This window comes from Paenibacillus sp. FSL R7-0128, from assembly GCF_038002245.1.
GTDB lineage: Bacteria > Bacillota > Bacilli > Paenibacillales > Paenibacillaceae > Paenibacillus_AQ > Paenibacillus_AQ silagei.
The window spans coordinates 7135312-7152620 of the sequence record NZ_JBBOCD010000001.1 but is presented as its reverse complement, the minus strand read 5'-3'; the positions used below and the strand labels follow the sequence as shown (position 1 = coordinate 7152620).

Genomic DNA, 17309 nt, shown 5'->3' with positions numbered 1-17309 from the left:
AATAATAGTACAAACCCAATAGACCGCGGTTTTCAGAAGAGAGGGAAGGGCTTATGTCCAAAATTAAAGTAATGACGATTTTCGGAGTGCGCCCCGAGGCAATCAAGATGGCGCCTCTGGTTCTGGAGCTGAACAGACATCCTGAGCAGATTGAATCGATTGTTTGTGTAACTGCGCAGCACCGGGAGCTGCTGGATCAGGTGCTTGAGGTGTTCAAGATTACCCCGGATTATGATCTGGACGTAATGAAGGACCGCCAGACGCTCAATGAGATCACGATCCGGGTGCTCGAAGGCCTGGAGCCGGTGCTCCGCGAAGTGAAGCCGGACCTCGTGCTTGTACATGGCGATACCCTGACCACCTTCCTGGCCAGCTATGCGTCTTTCCTGCAGCAGATTCAGGTTGGGCATGTGGAAGCAGGTCTTCGGACATGGAACAAGCTTTCGCCTTATCCGGAAGAAATGAACCGTCAGCTGACAGGCGTGCTTGCTGATCTGCATTTTGCTCCGACCCATTGGTCAGCGGGCAACCTGAGACACGAGAACAAAAAAGAATCAAGTATTTATATCACAGGCAATACCGTAACCGATGTGTTTCAATATACCGTACAGCCGGACTACCGGCATCCGGTCCTTGATTTTGCTTCAGGAAAAAGACTTATTTTGATGACGGCGCACCGCAGAGAATCCCAAGGCGAACCGCACCGTCATATTTTCCGTGCAGTCAAAAGAATCGCTGATGAATTTGAAGATGTAGCCATTGTGTATCCCGTGCACCCGAGTCCCGCAGTCAAGGAACCGGCGCATGAGATCCTCGGCGGACACCCTAGAATCAAGCTGATTGATCCGCTGGATGTCGTTGACCTGCATAACTTTTATCCGCATACCCACCTGATATTGACCGATTCCGGCGGCCTGCAGGAGGAAGCTCCCTCCTTTGGAGTTCCTGTGCTTGTGCTGCGTGATACAACCGAGCGCCCGGAAGGGATCGAGGCCGGAACACTGGAGCTTGTGGGAACGGACGAGGAGAAGGTGTATCAACGGACACATGCTCTTTTGACCGATCAGAACCTGTATCAGTCGATGAGCCGGGCCGCCAACCCGTATGGAGACGGCAAAGCCTCCGAGAGAATTGTCAATGCGATTTTGCACCATTTCGGAGCCGCTGAAGAACGTCCAGAAGAATTTCACACAATGTTCACAAATGATAAAACAGAGCAAGACAACTAATATACTAAGGTTAATAAAAGCAGCATACAGTTAAACTGTACGGTTTATATGGTTTTGGTGTATTTTGCTGTGATTATTTTCATATTTTCATGCGATTTTGGGCAATTTTCTGTGAATTGACAAAGAGTCTGGATATTCAGTAAAATTAGTTGGGATTGTAGCCTATGAAGGAACCAAAGAATGAGCCTGGACTGGGGCGTACGGCTCTAGTACTCGGGGGTGCGGGCAGCTTGCTCACCGCTTACATTGTAATAGGCTTTTTTGTGGCAAAGTGGCTGCGCAATCTGATGGACGGACCTGCCTTTTGGCTGGCTATCGGAACAATTACCGGGTTGATTCTCGGAGTTGTGAATGTTGCTTTGCTAATCAAAAATTTTTTGGGGGAGCAAAATGGATAATATGACTCCCGTAATCAATATCGTCACCAGGGTGACAGTAATCATTATGGCAGGATTGGTAATGGGGTGGGCTCTCCATCATGAGACCCGTGCAGTTACTCTGGGAATGACACTCGGCTTGCTGGCAGGACTGGTTAATTTCCGTTATCTAGCCCTTAAGGTCAGAAGAGTGACAGCAGCGGTGGCGAAGCAAGGGAAAAGCTCCTTCAGCCTTGGTTTTGCTACAAGAATCAGTTTTGGAATTCTGGTGACCATGTTCTCAGTCAAATACGAACATTTCTCGCTGGAGGCAACGATTATCGGCCTGTTCATCCCCCAGCTTCTGGCTATTCCCGTGGGGATATATCTAGGAATCAAGAATAAGCTGTAGCCATATTAAAGAGAAAGGGGGATGATACTATGCACGAAATGCCTTTAATCTATGTTGGCGGAATACCGATTGACCTGTCTGCTGTGCTGATGCTGGTAATCAGCTCGGTGATAGTGTTCGTACTGGTCATGCTCTCCGTCCGCAACCTGTCGGTTGAGAATCCGTCCAAGCTCCAGAATTTCATGGAATGGGTGGTTGAATTTGTACAGGGACTGATCAGCAGCGCCATGGATCTGAAGAAGGGAAAGCCTTACATATCACTGGGATTGACGCTGATACTGTTTATCTTCGTCTCCAATCTCCTTGGTCTGCCGTTTTCCGTTATTACAGAGGCCGATGGTCCGGTTACAGTCTTCGGACATGTTATCGAAGCAACTAAGAACCTGGCCGATGGCGCGCATGCTGAGATTCTGTGGTACAAATCGCCGACTGCAGACATCAACGTAACCGCAGGACTTGCGATCGTTGTGTTTGTACTCATGAACTATTTAGGTATCAAGCTGAACGGCAAGCATTATTTCAAACATTATATTGAGCCGTTTCCAATTTTCTTGCCGCTGAACATCATTGAGAACCTGGCGAAGCCAGTGGCGCTTGCCATTCGTCTATTCGCTAACATTTTTGCCGGCGAGGTTCTGATTACCGTCATTCTGAAGCTGGGACTGTTCAGTATTCCGTTCCTGGCCATCTGGCAGGGCTTCAGTATCTTTGTCGGGGCGCTTCAGGCCTTTATCTTTACGATTCTGACGATGGTCTACATCGCACAGATGACGATCCACGAGGAAGAAGCGCATTAATAAGCTGCCGTGAGGATAGCGGCAGGTGCCGGAAACCTTCGCGGGAGATTTTATATTATTAAGACATTACAAAAAGAACCGAAATTAAAGGAGGATATTTACAAATGGAATTTTTAGCAGCAGCAATCGCGGTTGGTTTGGGCGCACTCGGCGCAGGTCTGGGTAACGGTATGATCGTCAGCAAGACGGTGGAATCTATCGCCCGTCAGCCGGAAGCACGTAACGCACTGCAGACAACAATGTTTATCGGTGTAGGTATCGTGGAAGTTATTCCTTTGGCCGCTACAGTTATCGCGTTCCTGATCATGTTTACTTAATAAACCGTTTTTACGGTTTGGCGGGGAGGGCAAGTGCCATCCGCGCCTTACTTTTGTATATGTCCGCAAGCCGCGGTAACGGAAGGGAGTGACCTCAGTGGATATCATTTGGACAAATATAGTATTTTCTATTGCTGCTTTCGTAATTCTATACTTCCTGCTCAGCAAATTTGCCTTCAGCAAGCTGTTCGGAATTATGGAGAAGCGCCGCGAAATGGTGCTGCAGCAAATGGATGAAGCAGCCAAGACCAGAGAGCAGGCGGTCGCTTATGTGGAAGAGCAGAAGCAAGCCCTGCAGCAGGCACGCCAAGAGGCACAGGCTATCATTCAGCAGTCCCAGGCTACCAGCAACAACCAGGTTGACAAGATTCTTGAGCAGGCTCACGTGGAAGCAAGCCGTCTGAAAGACGAAGCGGTACGTGACATTGAGAACGAGAAGAACAAGGCGGTAGAAGCGCTGCGCAGCGAGCTGGGTACAGCCTCGGTCCGCATTGCCTCGAAGCTGCTTGAGAAGGAAGTTGCAGCTGACGGCGAACAGGAACAGCTTGTTGATCAATACCTCAAAGAGGTAGGAGGCCGATCATGAGCCGCGACACGGTAGTTGCCGGGCGCTATGCCAAAGCCTTGTACAGTGTAGCGGTGGATGAAGGCATTACGCTTCAAGTGGAGGAACAGCTGAAGTTAGTCGTTGAAGTGCTTGATAACGATGCAGAGGTGAAACGGTTTATCCTGGCACCCCGCATCTCGCAATCCGACAAGCTGAATGTGCTTCGCGGAACACTTCAAGGTAAAGTCTCGGAAGCCGTAATGAACACTGTTGAGTTATTGGTAAAGCGGGGCAGAACCGATATTTTCGCAGAGCTGCTGGCTAAGTATATCAAGATTGAAGGGGATGCCCTTGGCATTGGCTACGCTACTGTCTATTCCGCTTATTCCCTGAACCAGGCAGAACAGGACAGTGTTGCGGCTGAATTCAGCCAGCTTACTGGCCGTAAGATTCGTGTAACCAATGTTGTCGATACAAGCCTGCTCGGCGGACTGAAGGTCGTCATCGGCGATACGCTGTATGACGGAAGTCTGGCCGGTAAGCTTACGCGTCTTGAGAAATCCTTTAATGATAAGCAAAGAAGATAGGGGTGAGGATATTGGGCATCAGACCTGAAGAGATCAGCACTTTGATCAAAAGTCAAATTGAGCAATATAAAGCCGATATCGAAGTGGCCGAAATTGGCACCGTCATTCAAGTCGGCGACGGTATCGCCCGTGTCTACGGTCTGGAAAACGCAATGGCAGGGGAACTGCTGGAGTTCTCCAACGGGGTAGTAGGCATGGCGCTTAACCTGGAAGAAAGCAACGTCGGTGTTGTTATTCTGGGTGAATACAAAGAGATCCGCGAAGGCGATCAGGTTAAACGTACCGGTCAGATCATGCAGGTTCCGGTTGGCGAAGCCATGCTGGGCCGCGTAGTGAATGCACTGGGCCAGCCGCTTGACGGCAAGGGACCGATCGCTACTACAGAATTCCGTCCGGTTGAACATAACGCACCGGGGGTTATCGACCGCAAGTCGGTACACGAACCGATGCAGACGGGTCTAAAAGCAATCGATGCCATGGTGCCAATCGGCCGCGGACAACGCGAGCTGATCATTGGTGACCGTCAGACAGGTAAGACTGCGATTGCAATTGATGCGATTATCAACCAGAAGGGCAACGGGATGAAGTGTATCTATGTTGCTATCGGACAAAAACAATCTACTGTAGCACAGGTAGTAGAAACCCTCCGCCGTCATGGCGCGCTGGATTACACTATCGTTGTAACCGCGTCGGCTTCCGAGCCTTCTCCGCTGCTCTATATTGCTCCGTACGCAGGCTGCGCTATGGGCGAATACTTCATGTACAAGGGCGAGCATGTGCTTGTAATCTATGATGACCTTTCGAAGCAAGCTTCGGCTTACCGCGAATTGTCCCTGCTGCTCCGCCGTCCACCGGGCCGTGAAGCCTTCCCTGGTGACGTATTCTATCTGCACTCCCGTCTGCTGGAACGTGCGGCCAAGCTTAGCGATGCGCTTGGTGGTGGTTCATTAACCGCACTGCCATTCATCGAAACACAGGCTTCTGACGTATCGGCTTACATTCCAACGAACGTAATTTCGATCACAGACGGCCAAATCTTCCTTGAATCCGACTTGTTCAACTCCGGTCAGCGTCCGGCGATCAACGTAGGTATCTCCGTATCCCGTGTAGGGGGCTCCGCACAGATCAAAGCTATGAAGAAGGTCGCCGGTTCCCTGCGTCTGGATCTGGCTCAATACCGTGAGCTTCAAGCCTTCTCCCAGTTCGGCTCCGATCTGGACAAATCAACGCAAGCCCGTCTGAACCGCGGCGCGCGTATGATGGAGATTCTGAAGCAGGGTGTGAACCAGCCGCTTAGCGTTGAACATCAAGTGCTTAGTCTGTACACCGCTGTCAAAGGACATCTGGATGATATTCCTGTCAAGGACGTTAAGCGTTTCGAGAAGGAATTCCTGGCCTTTATCGACAGCAGTGCAACTGAAATCCTGAAATCCATCGCGGATACCAAGGATCTGACAGCAGACAACGAAGCAGCGCTCAAGGATGCCATCGAGAAATTCAAAAGAGGCTTTGCTACAAGCTAATATATAGAGTTTACCGTTTATGCTTACGAAGTTAGCTTTGGTACGCCAAAGCTCAGCTTATGCTTACGAAGTTAGCTTTGACCTACGTCAAAGCTCTAAGGTGGTGAAATCATGGCAAGAAGCATGCGCGATATTAAACGTCAAATTAAGAGCGTTCAGAACACCAGACAGATCACCAAAGCGATGGAGATGGTCGCTGCATCCAAGCTGCGTAAGGCGCAGGAGAAGGCGGAAGCAGCCCGTCCGTATTCAGAGAAGCTGAAAGAGGTCGTCTCGAGTATTGCTGCCGGTACGCAGGATCTCCAGCACCCGATGCTGGTCAGCCGGCCTGTCAAAAAAACAGGTTATCTGATCATCACCTCGGACAGAGGTCTTGCCGGCGGCTACAATGCGAATATTCTGCGTAAAGTAACGATGCTGATCGCAGAACGCCATAAGTCCAAGGATGAGTATGCGCTGTTTGTGATCGGGCGCAAAGGCCGTGACTTTTTGCGGCGCCGTGAATATCCCATTGTAGAAGAAATCACCGAGCTGTCCGATACCCCGAAATTTGCCGACATCAAGTCGATTGCCTATTCGGCGGTTAACCAGTTCGAGACAGGCGTCTATGATGAGATCTACATTTGCTACAACCGGTTCGTTAATGCGATCAGCCAGGTTCCGACTGTAGACAGACTTCTGCCTATGGAAGGCGTTGGGGAAGGCGGGCATCACGGAGCATCTGCTGCTTATGAATACGAGCCTTCACCTGCAGGCGTGCTGGAGGTTCTGCTTCCGAAATATGCCGAAACTTTAATCTATGGTGCTCTTCTGAACGGCAAGGCCAGCGAGCTGGGAGCCAAGATGACAGCGATGGGCAGTGCAACGAAGAACGCGTCAAAAATGATCGGAGAACTTAGGCTTACGTACAACCGTGCCCGTCAGGCGGCCATTACGCAAGAAATTACCGAGATCGTGGCTGGTGCGAACGCGCAGTCTTAATATGAGTGGGCTTAAGGTCCATATGTAACAGCTTTCGAGGAGGGAAATGAAGATGAACAAAGGACGCGTTGTGAGCATTATGGGTCCGGTTGTCGATATTGAATTTGAACGCGGCCAGCTGCCCGAGATATTCAACGCCATCAAAATAGTTGCGAGCCTCAGCGATGGCCGCAGCATGGATCTGACTCTTGAAGTTTCCAATCATCTTGGAGATAACCTGGTGCGCTGTATCGCCATGTCCTCTACAGATGGACTGGTTCGCGGGATTGACGCTATTGACCAGGGAGCGCCAATCTCGGTTCCTGTGGGTGAAGCAACACTTGGCCGCGTATTTAACGTACTTGGTAATCCAATCGATAACGGTGCTGAAGTGGTGGCGGCTAGAAACCCAATCCACCGTCTGGCTCCTACCTTTGATGAATTGTCAACTCAGGCAGAGGTTCTGGAGACCGGAATTAAAGTTATCGACTTGCTGGCACCCTATGCCAAGGGCGGTAAAATCGGCCTGTTCGGCGGTGCCGGCGTAGGTAAAACAGTAACCATCCAGGAATTGATCAACAACATCGCACAGGAACACGGCGGTATCTCCGTATTCGCCGGCGTTGGCGAGCGGACACGTGAGGGGAATGACCTCTATCACGAAATGACTGATTCCGGCGTAATCAAGAAAACGGCCATGGTCTTCGGACAGATGAATGAGCCTCCTGGCGCACGTCTGCGTGTAGCACTGACCGGTCTGACTATGGCGGAATATTTCCGTGATGTGGAAGGCCGCGATACGCTGCTCTTTATCGATAACATCTTCCGCTTCACCCAGGCGGGTTCCGAAGTATCGGCCCTGCTCGGCCGGATGCCATCTGCGGTAGGTTACCAGCCTACGCTGGCTACAGAAATGGGTCAGCTGCAGGAACGGATTACGTCCACGAAGAAAGGCTCTGTTACATCCATCCAGGCGATCTACGTGCCTGCGGATGACTACACTGACCCTGCACCGGCTACGGCATTTGCCCACTTGGATGCAACGACCAACCTGGAGCGTAAAATCTCCGAAAAAGGGATTTTCCCTGCGGTTGACCCGCTGGCTTCCAGCTCGCGGATGCTGGCACCGGAAATCGTCGGCGAAGAGCACTATAACGTGGCACAAGGCGTTAAGCAGCTGCTGCAGCGTTATACCGAGCTTCAGGATATCATTGCCATCCTCGGTATGGATGAGCTGAGTGAAGAGGATAAGGTCATTGTGGCCCGCGCCCGTAAGGTTGAGCGCTTCCTGTCCCAGCCTTTCCACGTAGCAGAGCAGTTCACCGGCTTCAAGGGCAAATATGTGCCGATCAAAGAAACCGTACGCAGCTTCAAGGAAATCCTGGAAGGTAAGCATGATGATCTTCCGGAAGTAGCGTTCCTGTTCGTAGGCACGATTGAAGAAGCCGTGGAAAAAGCGAAAACGTTGTAACCCTAAGCATGCTTATGCTGGGGGATCGGGCTTTATTCTGTAAAGCTTTGAGGAGGAATGGAAGTGAATACCTTTTTGCTCGAAATAGTTACTCCGGAGCATCTGGTCTACTCCAAGCAAGTGAACAGTCTGACGGTACGCGGTGTGAATGGTGAACTGGGGATTCTCCCGGGACATATTCCGCTCGTCACCCCGCTTCAGGTTGCTCCGCTTAGCGTTAAGGCGGACGGCGTTACAGTCTCCATCGCTGTGCATGGCGGTTTCGTTGAAGTGCACAAAGATAAGGTAACGGTGCTGGCTGAAAGTGCTGAGCTGCCCCGGGATATTGATGTGGAGCGCGCTGAAGCGGCTAAGGAGCGGGCTGAGCGCCGCCTTAAGCTGCAAAGCAAGCAGGATGAGATCGATCACCGCCGTGCGGAGCTGGCATTGCAGCGTGCTGTAACGCGGATCAAAGTTTCGACCGGCAAAGGACAACAGTAGCAGATAAGCGGTCAAGCCCTGGGCTTGACTGCTTTTTTTGCTTGCGAGAATCTAGCAGATTATGAACATATCGTCATCAGATCTGCATATAAAGACCCAATTGTTTAAAATTTCGTAAAAGTACTGGATTCTTTTCCCCTGCACAAGTATGATATAAGAGTCGATTTCCGAGTACCTAACACAGGGGGCTAATATGAACACACGCTTATCCGCTGAGTTGTCGGGTGCGATCGGCACCAGTAATATGATTTCGATGATTATCTCTTTGATCTGCGTTGCATTATCCTGGTGGTCACTTCAGAACCTTAAGCTGGATTTGGTCATAAGATATCCCAAGAGCCCTCAGGGCAGACTGCTGCACCTGCTCTTGGCGATTGTTCTGGGTCACTTCGTGGCCGGGTTCCTGCTTGATTACCTGGGCTGGAGCGGACTTATCGCACGGATGTTTTAACGGCAGCGGCTTTGGTTATATCTGTATAGGCCAACATAGTGAAAAAAGTGTCGAATAATAAGGTTTTATTATGTCAACACTGAAGTTAAGCAAGGAATCTGCACCTAAGACGCAATGGCGGAATATTCAATATCTTAACAGACGAATTTTAACCTCAAAATTAATTTCAGAAATAATGGACGCGGAGGGAAACCGAAATGAGCAAATTTATCGTCCGCGGTGGCAACAGATTGACCGGGAGCGTGAAAGTCAGCGGCGCAAAAAATTCCGTACTACCGATCATAGCCGCCTCTCTATTGGCAGAAGAAGGAGTCAGCGTCATTGTGGACGCACCTCCGTTAGACGATGTAATGACGATTAACAAGGTATTGGAATCTCTGGGTGCAGGTATTACATACCAGAACGATGTGATTGAAGTAGATGCCACTAATATTACTTCCTGTGAAGCACCATATGAATGGGTACGCAAAATGAGGGCTTCTTTCCTGGTTATGGGCCCACTCCTGTCCCGTATGGGGCATACTCGTATTTCTCTGCCTGGCGGTTGTGCCATTGGAACTAGGCCGATTGACCAGCATTTGAAGGGTTTTGAAGCGCTTGGGGCCGAGATTAGTCTGGGCCAGGGCTATATTGATGCGAAAAGTAACGGGAGACTGCGCGGAGCCAAGATCTATCTGGATGTGGCCAGCGTAGGTGCGACCGAAAATATAATGATGGCTGCCGCGCTTGCCGAAGGCACCACAGTGATTGAGAATGCGGCGAAGGAGCCGGAGATTGTCGACCTTGCCAATTACCTGAACGGGATGGGCGGCATTGTGCGCGGAGCCGGAACCGGAGTAATCCGGATTGAAGGCGTAGAGCGTATGCATGGCGTAAGACATCATGTCATTCCTGACCGGATCGAAGCTGGAACCTACATGGCGGCAGCGGCGATTACAGGCGGTGATGTGTATGTTGAGGGAGCTATTGCCGACCATCTGGGTCCGGTGATTGCCAAGATGGAGGAAATGGGCGTTACGATTATCCCGGATGAGAACGGAGTCCGTGTCATCAGCGACAAGCCGCTGAAGGCTGTCGATCTCAAGACATTACCTTACCCGGGATTCCCGACAGATATGCAGTCACAGATGATGGCGCTGCTGCTCCGCTCGGAAGGAACCAGCGTAGTGACAGAGACCGTCTTCGAGAACCGGTTCATGCATGTGGATGAATTCCACAACATGAATGCGGAGATCAAGATTGAGGGCCGCTCTGCGATCGTGACGGGCAATGCCAGTCTGGTCGGCGCTAAGGTATGTGCTACGGACCTGCGTGCAGGTGCTGCGCTTATTCTGGCAGGACTTGTGGCGGAAGGCACTACAGAAGTTAGCGGAACGCATCACATTGACCGCGGCTATGTGCACCTGGCTGAGAAGCTGTCAGGACTTGGTGCGGACATATGGCGTATTTCCATGGAAGAGTCGGCTGTTCCTGCTGCGAAGGAAGAAGCGCTTAAGCCCGAACCGGCCAGAAGCGAATCCTCCAAAGCCGAAGAGATCAGACCCCGTTTCCAGATTCAGCCGTCTTGGGTATAATAGTTATTCTTAAAAATATTAGGACCAGCTGCTATGCGGCTGGTCCTTTTTTTGGAGAAATAGCTTATATGTTCCGGGGGATTCCGCAACTCTCTTTCTCTCAAAATCCCGTTCTAGCAGGTGCCGCAAATTCATATCTATAAGAATCACCGGTGCTTACGGAAGGAGCCATAGAGATGAAAGAGTTAATCAACCTGCGCCGCATCCTGAAGCGTCCGCGCAGCGTAGCGCGCGCGCGGCGCGGCGCACACCCGCTGCGGCGGCTGGCCCCCGCCGCCTGGCTGGCAGCGCCCCTGCTGGCGGCGCTGCTGCTGCCGCTGGCTGTTGTCCCGCAGCGCGGGGGACAACAGCCGCCGGCGCCCCCGGCCGTGCCGCAGGCCACGGCCGTTCCGGCGCCGCCGGCACCGGCTGCCGCAGAGGCGCCGCAGCCGGAGGTCTCCGTCTATTTGTCGCGGAGCGGACAAATAGAGACCCTGCCGCTGGAGGAATACGTCAGCGGCGTACTGGCGGCCGAGATGCCGGCCGAATTTGAGCTCGAAGCGCTCAAGGCGCAGGCCGTTGCGGCCCGCACGTTCATTGCCCGCCGTCTGGCCGCCGGCGACCACAGCGGGGTCCCCGTTCCCGAAGCGGATGTGAGCGATACGGTAAGCCATCAGGCTTACGTATCCCAGGCCGTGCTGGAACGGGACTGGGCGTCCGGCAGCAAGCGCGCCGGCTTGGCGAAGATCCGCCGCGCGGTCTTGGAGACGCGCGGGACCATCATGACCTATCAGGGGCAGCCGATCACGGCTTCCTTCTTCGCCTCCAGCGGAGGGTATACGGAGAACTCCGAGGAGTACTGGAATGCTGCGGTTCCCTACCTGCGCAGTGTAGCCAGCCCGTGGGAGCTGCAGATCACCCCGAACCTGGCGGTAAGCTACACCTTCAGCAATTCGGAGCTGCGCAGTAAGCTGGGCCTTGGAACCAAGGACCTTCCGGTAGCAGCCAGTCTGGGAGCTTCGGGCAAGGCAGTGCCGGTCTCCGCTCAATCCTCCACCAGTTTGCCAGCGGAGGTGCTGTCGCTTACAGCCGGCCACCGGATCAAACAGATCTCTATCGGTGGGAAGGTATTTACCGGGCGGGAAGTGAGAGAGAAGCTGGGGCTGCGCTCGAGCCAGTTCACCTGGAAGCGCCAAGCGGGGAAGGTGCAGATCACCACGTATGGTAACGGCCACGGTGTCGGCATGAGCCAGTGGGGGGCGAACGGAATGGCGAAAGAGGGCAAGACCGCGACCCAGATTCTCAAACACTACTACAGCGGGGTCTCTTTTACCGGAATCTCAACTCTCCTGAAAAAATAATCTGCAAGATACGTATAAAAGCGAAGCGCCCGGTAACACTGGTTACTGAGGTGATAACCATATGAATGAACAAGACAAAATCAAATCAACCCATGATGAATCTCTCAAAAACAAGCAGGGAGATTCAGGCGCCAAGCCTTCTTCATGGAGCAGACTGTTATCCAAACGGTGGGTATTCCCGGCAGTCTACACGGCGGCAGCGGCACTTATACTAACCTTGGTGTGGGTCTATCAGGATGCCGGCCAGAAGCCGCTGAATCCCGACAACGCCGCGGTAGTATCCCAAGGTGAGGCCGGCAGCAAAACCGGAGCCGCAAACGGTGATCCCGAAGCCCTGGAAGTTGTCGCATCAGCCGAAAGCCTGGTCTGGCCTGTAGCAAGCCCGAGTGAAGTGGAAGTGGTCAAACCGTACTACGATGAGAACGGCACGGAAGAGAATCATATTGCGGCGATGGTTCAGTACAACAATACCTTTGTCACCAACACCGGAATTGATATTGCCCGTGAGGACAACAAGACGTTTGATGTGAAGGCGGCGCTCAGCGGTGAAGTCACCAGAGTGGAAGATGTTGCTGTACTGGGTAAGGTAATCGAGATTACCTCCCCTGGCGATTTGAAGACGGTCTATCAGAGTCTGGGTGAAACCAAAGTGAAGCAGGGCGACGAAGTGAAGCAGGGCGATACACTGGCTACAGCGGGACGCAATGAGATGGAGAAGGGTCTTGGCAACCATGTGCACTTTGAAGTGCATGAGGACGGCAAGATTGTGAATCCTTCGGATCTGCTTCCGCAGCGCTAAGCCGAATGATCAGCATCAGCAGGGGGCGGAAGCCTCCTGTTTTTTTTCTACCTGAAATGGACAGTCCGGCAGGTTCTATTCTGGAAATGGGGCCGTGAAATGCAGTGAATTGGGTTGTCCGACAAATAAAATGAGCCTTCCTGAGCTTGTCATGTCCTGAAAGCGCGAATATATAGGCCCGCCCCTCATATAATGTACCAAACTATTCACAGTTGGGAGGCGGGAGCGTGCACGATTACATCAAGGAACGTACCATTAAAATCGGACGCTGCATCGTGGAAACCAGGCACACGGTCCGGACCATAGCCAAGGAATTTGGCGTTTCAAAAAGCACGGTGCACAAAGATTTAACCGAACGGCTGCCGGAAATTAATCCGGATCTGGCTGATCAGGTGAAGCACATTCTCGAATATCACAAGTCCATCCGTCATCTTCGGGGGGGAGAAGCCACAAAAATTAAATATAAGAAAACGACAGGTAAGAAGCGTGAGGTTGCCGTAGCCTCAAAGCCATAAGATTTTCGGATTTTCGCGCTATAATTCAGGTTTAGTCCATTGTACTCACCCCCTAAAGTATGGTATTTTTAAATTTGGTACAATCTTCTTTTCTCATTTAAAATAACACTTTGGGGGCTCTTTCATTATGCTTAGCAAGGATATCGGAATCGATCTCGGCACAGCCAACGTGCTCATTCATGTCAAGGGAAGGGGAGTCGTTCTGGATGAACCTTCCGTGGTCACACTTGAAAGTGATACGAAGCGGGTCCTTGCGGTTGGTGAACAGGCACGCCGGATGGTCGGGCGGACACCTGGAAATATAACGACGATTCGTCCGCTCCGTGACGGTGTAATCGCCGACTTTGCCATTACGGAAATGATGCTCAAATACTTTATTGACAGCGTTGGCGGCCGGACCTGGTATTCACGGCCCCGTATTTTGATTTGTGCTCCCACCAATATTACATCTGTGGAAACGAAGTCCATCCGTGAGGCGGCAGAGCGCAGCGGGGCCAAAGAGGTCTTCATGGAGGAAGAGCCCAAAGCTGCAGCCATTGGCGCAGGAATGGACATTTATCAGCCTAGCGGAAATATGGTCGTCGATATTGGCGGCGGAACGACGGATGTAGCCGTATTGTCCATGGGCGACGTCGTTACCGCCTCTTCCATTAAGATCGCAGGGGACAAGTTCGACGATGCCATTTTAAGATATATTAAACAGAAATATAAGCTACTGATCGGTGAACGCACGGCGGAGGATATCAAAGTGACCATCGGCTCGGTACGTCCGGGCGGCATGAAGGCAGAGATGGACATCCGCGGGCGTGATATGGTGAGCGGATTACCTCAGACTCTTACCATTTCATCCGGCGAGGTGAAGGAAGCGCTGTGGGACCCGGTTTCGTCGATTGTGGCTGCGGCCAAGTCGGTGCTGGAGCGTACGCCTCCTGAGCTGTCGGCAGATATTATTGACCGTGGAGTGGTGTTGACCGGCGGAGGCGCCCTGCTTAACGGACTGGACGAGCTGCTCTCCGAACAGCTGCATGTTCCGGTCTGGGTGGCTGAAGATCCGATGCACTGCGTCGTCAAGGGCACGGGAATTATGCTGGATCATTTGGACAAGGTGGTTAAGAAAAAGTTCTAGCCTGCCGATAATAAGGGAGAACAGCAGATTCCAGGAAGGGACTGACCTCATGCTCAGAGGATTATATACAGCCGCAGCAGGAATGGTGACGCAGCAGCGCAGACATGATACGGCGACGCAGAACTTGGTCAATTTAAATACTACGGGGTACAAGCAGGTCGACAGTGTCAGCCACGCTTTTCCCGAGGTGCTGGTCACCGCGATGAACGGGGGCGCTGCTAAGACTGTCGGACGGATCAATACCGGGGTTTTTGCCGAGCAGTCCGTCTCCCAATACCTGCAGGGCGACCTTATTGAGAGCGGCAAAAGCGTAGACTTTGCGCTGTCTACCGATCTGCAGGTTCCAGACCCGGAAAATCCGGGTACCAATCTTGCTTTTGACGGCTCGGGGAAATATATCAGTCCGGATGGCGAGGTTACTTACCGGCCCCAGGCGTTCTTTACGGTTCAAGATAATGAAGGCAATAATTTATATACACGTAACGGAAGCTTTACAGTTGCTCCTACAGGGGAAGTGCTTAGTTCTGGCGGATTCAAGGTGCTCGACAGTAACGGCAATCCACTGCGATTGACAGGGCCCCAGGATAACCTTAAAGTGGACGGGCAAGGTAATTTGATTGATAATAGGACCGGGCAGCCTTCAGGCACCCGGATCGGAATCAGCGTCGTCACAAGACCGCAGGAGCTGGTGCGTGACGGCAACGGGGTCTTCCATGCTGATGATGCCGAGGCCGCAGACATCCGCTTTTCTAATGGAACGGATATTCTGCAGGTACGCCAGGGCTACCTTGAGAACTCTAATGTGGATGCCACTCAGGTCACTGTGGATATGAACGCCGCTTACCGCGCGTATGAAGCGAATCAGAAAGTGATCCAGTTCTACGACAGCAGCCTGCAGAAGGCCGTGAATGAAGTCGGCCGGGTATAGCCGGGCTGCATGGACCATTACTGATGGTGTAAGCCAGTTTCTTCTTATCAAGCTAGTAGGAGGTTAGACCTGTGAACAACTCGACAATCGGTGCTTCTGTCTCAATGGCCAGTCTGCAGCAGCGGCTGGATATTATAGCGGATAACATTGCCAATATGAATACCAATGGTTATAAGAGCAAGCAAGGCTCGTTCGAGGATGTGCTTACCCGTGTACAGCAGCAATCCAAGGATTATAACCAGCCTGGGCGCAGCATGCCGCTGGGCTTCAATATCGGCTTTGGTGTGCGTGTGCCTACAGTGTCAAGTAATTGGGAGGAAGGCACGCTCCAGGAGACAGGGAAGCCTACGGACTTGGCGCTTCAAGGCAATGGATTGTTCGGCGTTCAGGTGAACGGTGAAACGGCATATACCCGCCAGGGGAATTTCCACTTCACCCCGGATACGGCCAATAAGGATAAGATGATTCTTGTGGACAATACCGGCAATCCTGTGCTGGGTGCTAACGGTACTCCGCTCAGCGTAGGGGCTAATGTAAGTGCTGCTATTGATGAGCGCGGGCAGGTGTGGACTAAGACGGATGAGAAACAGCCGCCTGTCCTGGCAGGCAGCTTAATGATTGTTGAGCCGCTCAGCAAGAATGCTTTGCAAGCTGTGGATGGTAACTTCTATGTATTAGCTGAGGGTGTGACTACTCGGGATGCATTCGTGCAAAGAGCAGCGGGCGAAGCGAAGGATGTAGGCGTTCGTTCAGGCTATCTGGAATCCTCTAACGTGGATCTGAGCCGGGAAATGACGGAGATGATGCAGATTCAGCGTACGTATCAGCTTGCTGCCCGGGCGCTGTCCTCCAGTGACCAGATGCTGGGCCTGGCTAATAACATGCGCGCGTGAGGTGAAGGAATGAGTCGTGAGAAGGTTAAGACTGCACAGAAAGCAGAAGAGGAGCAGCAGCAGCCGGTGAAGCGGCGCAGGATTAGGGCCTGGACCATTATTCAGTGGTTCCTGATTCCATTGCTGCTGGTTGCCGCACTTGGAGGCGGGCTGGTCGTAGGGTATGTGATCCTCGGCAAAAAGGAACTAAGTGATGTGCTCCTGTGGAGTACGTGGAAGCATGTATATGATCTGGTGTTCGCACCTTAAAGTGTTATGGCATACCGATATCGGAGGCTCCCTTGTTGTGCAGGGGAGTTTTCTTTTTTATACTGAAAAATGTATAATGATGGCGTGCCCTAAGAGCGCCAAAAAGGGCCCTCTCCGCCATGCTGCCGCGTGCGGTGGAGAAAGCCCCTTATCTTAACCTCCACTGCTGCAGGTGGTGAAGGATAATTATAGTTTTTGCCGAAGCTGTCCATATTTATGCAGAGACGGCGGAGAATAAAACAAAAGTGCTGCTGTAGGCGGAGGTTCATAGACGCGGTTACAACCGAAGGGAGCTTTATTAATCATGCTGAATACCAATCAAATTCAAGAAATAATCCCCCACCGGCCCCCATTTCTGCTGGTGGACAAAATTACAGAAATAGAAATGGGCAAACGGGCAGTCGGCATCAAAAATGTAACGGTAAATGAGCCGTTTTTTGCCGGACACTTCCCTGGCTTCCCGGTGATGCCGGGTGTGCTGATTACGGAAGCCTTGGCTCAGGTGGGCGCTGTGGCTATTCTTGGCGTAGAAGCTAACCGGGGCAAAATCGGTTTTCTGGCCGGGCTTGACGGCTTCCGCTTCCGCGGACAGGTTGTTCCCGGCGATACCCTTGTGCTTGAGGTAGAGATTACCCGGCTTAAAGGCAGTATCGGTAAAGGACAAGCCACTGCCAAGGTGGACGGCAAGACGGTAGCGTCCGGCGAGATTATGTTCGCACTCAGCTAGTTCCTGTTATAAACTTATATATTATAGA

21 protein-coding genes are annotated in these 17309 nt (G+C 52.0%); all 21 read left to right on the top strand.

The features are described 5' to 3' along the window. Positions 1-53 precede the first annotated feature (53 nt). Positions 54-1229 (top strand): non-hydrolyzing UDP-N-acetylglucosamine 2-epimerase, encoded by a 1176-nt coding sequence (wecB, locus tag NST26_RS30630; RefSeq protein ID WP_209868448.1) that lies wholly within the window; start codon positions 54-56, stop codon positions 1227-1229. 164 nt (positions 1230-1393) lie between these two features. Beyond that, positions 1394-1627 (top strand): ATPase F0F1, encoded by a 234-nt coding sequence (locus tag NST26_RS30625; protein ID WP_076084545.1) that lies wholly within the window; start codon positions 1394-1396, stop codon positions 1625-1627. Further along, complete coding sequence (locus NST26_RS30620) at positions 1620-1997, top strand: ATP synthase subunit I (RefSeq protein ID WP_036699219.1); 378 nt, start codon at positions 1620-1622, stop codon at positions 1995-1997. Before NST26_RS30625 ends, NST26_RS30620 begins: the two co-directional genes overlap by 8 nt. Positions 1998-2026: 29 nt before the next feature. Next, on the top strand, positions 2027-2794 hold the full coding sequence (atpB, locus tag NST26_RS30615; protein WP_036699217.1) for a F0F1 ATP synthase subunit A: 768 nt from the start codon (positions 2027-2029) through the stop codon (positions 2792-2794). A 104-nt stretch (positions 2795-2898) separates the two neighbouring features. Then, complete coding sequence (gene atpE, locus NST26_RS30610; RefSeq protein ID WP_036699216.1) at positions 2899-3111, top strand: F0F1 ATP synthase subunit C; 213 nt, start codon at positions 2899-2901, stop codon at positions 3109-3111. 97 nt (positions 3112-3208) lie between these two features. Beyond that, positions 3209-3697 carry a F0F1 ATP synthase subunit B gene (gene atpF / locus NST26_RS30605; RefSeq protein WP_036721727.1) on the top strand — a complete coding sequence of 163 codons (489 nt, stop codon included), beginning with the start codon at positions 3209-3211 and terminating at the stop codon, positions 3695-3697. Next, positions 3694-4245 carry a F0F1 ATP synthase subunit delta gene (locus NST26_RS30600; protein ID WP_036721725.1) on the top strand — a complete coding sequence of 184 codons (552 nt, stop codon included), beginning with the start codon at positions 3694-3696 and terminating at the stop codon, positions 4243-4245. The genes atpF and NST26_RS30600 overlap by 4 nt, the downstream gene beginning before the upstream one ends. 11 nt (positions 4246-4256) lie before the next feature. After that, positions 4257-5768: a F0F1 ATP synthase subunit alpha gene (gene atpA, locus NST26_RS30595; RefSeq protein ID WP_036721723.1), complete on the top strand. Its 1512-nt coding sequence runs from the start codon at positions 4257-4259 to the stop codon at positions 5766-5768. A gap of 111 nt (positions 5769-5879) precedes the next feature. Further along, positions 5880-6749 carry an ATP synthase F1 subunit gamma gene (gene atpG, locus NST26_RS30590; protein ID WP_076084536.1) on the top strand — a complete coding sequence of 290 codons (870 nt, stop codon included), beginning with the start codon at positions 5880-5882 and terminating at the stop codon, positions 6747-6749. Positions 6750-6801: 52 nt separating this feature from the next. Next, entirely contained in the window at positions 6802-8199 is a 1398-nt protein-coding gene (atpD, locus tag NST26_RS30585; protein WP_036721719.1) for a F0F1 ATP synthase subunit beta, read from the top strand. Between the two features lie 63 nt (positions 8200-8262). After that, complete coding sequence (locus tag NST26_RS30580; protein WP_036699230.1) at positions 8263-8679, top strand: F0F1 ATP synthase subunit epsilon; 417 nt, start codon at positions 8263-8265, stop codon at positions 8677-8679. A 193-nt stretch (positions 8680-8872) separates the two neighbouring features. Then, a complete protein-coding gene (locus tag NST26_RS30575) occupies positions 8873-9130 on the top strand; it encodes a DUF1146 family protein (protein ID WP_036721718.1) in 258 nt (85 codons plus the stop codon). Positions 9131-9327: 197 nt separating this feature from the next. Then, positions 9328-10704 (top strand): UDP-N-acetylglucosamine 1-carboxyvinyltransferase, encoded by a 1377-nt coding sequence (gene murA / locus NST26_RS30570; protein WP_036699206.1) that lies wholly within the window; start codon positions 9328-9330, stop codon positions 10702-10704. A gap of 176 nt (positions 10705-10880) precedes the next feature. Next, positions 10881-12044 carry a stage II sporulation protein D gene (gene spoIID, locus NST26_RS30565; protein ID WP_340957549.1) on the top strand — a complete coding sequence of 388 codons (1164 nt, stop codon included), beginning with the start codon at positions 10881-10883 and terminating at the stop codon, positions 12042-12044. Positions 12045-12105: 61 nt separating this feature from the next. Further along, entirely contained in the window at positions 12106-12843 is a 738-nt protein-coding gene (locus tag NST26_RS30560; RefSeq protein ID WP_339251872.1) for a M23 family metallopeptidase, read from the top strand. A 227-nt stretch (positions 12844-13070) separates the two neighbouring features. Continuing rightward, positions 13071-13358 carry a sporulation transcriptional regulator SpoIIID gene (gene spoIIID / locus NST26_RS30555; protein WP_019915029.1) on the top strand — a complete coding sequence of 96 codons (288 nt, stop codon included), beginning with the start codon at positions 13071-13073 and terminating at the stop codon, positions 13356-13358. A gap of 127 nt (positions 13359-13485) precedes the next feature. Beyond that, positions 13486-14484 carry a rod shape-determining protein MreB gene (mreB, locus tag NST26_RS30550; protein WP_036699265.1) on the top strand — a complete coding sequence of 333 codons (999 nt, stop codon included), beginning with the start codon at positions 13486-13488 and terminating at the stop codon, positions 14482-14484. Positions 14485-14533: 49 nt separating this feature from the next. Further along, positions 14534-15412, top strand: coding sequence for a flagellar hook-basal body protein (locus NST26_RS30545; RefSeq protein ID WP_340957550.1), 879 nt, complete (start codon positions 14534-14536; stop codon positions 15410-15412). Between the two features lie 71 nt (positions 15413-15483). Beyond that, positions 15484-16305: a flagellar hook-basal body protein gene (locus NST26_RS30540; protein WP_340957552.1), complete on the top strand. Its 822-nt coding sequence runs from the start codon at positions 15484-15486 to the stop codon at positions 16303-16305. Positions 16306-16314: 9 nt separating this feature from the next. Next, positions 16315-16554, top strand: a complete 240-nt coding sequence (locus NST26_RS30535; protein ID WP_036699259.1) for a DNA-directed RNA polymerase subunit beta — start codon at positions 16315-16317, stop codon at positions 16552-16554. Between the two features lie 304 nt (positions 16555-16858). Then, on the top strand, positions 16859-17281 hold the full coding sequence (gene fabZ / locus NST26_RS30530) for a 3-hydroxyacyl-ACP dehydratase FabZ (RefSeq protein ID WP_209988942.1): 423 nt from the start codon (positions 16859-16861) through the stop codon (positions 17279-17281). Positions 17282-17309: the final 28 nt, after the last annotated feature.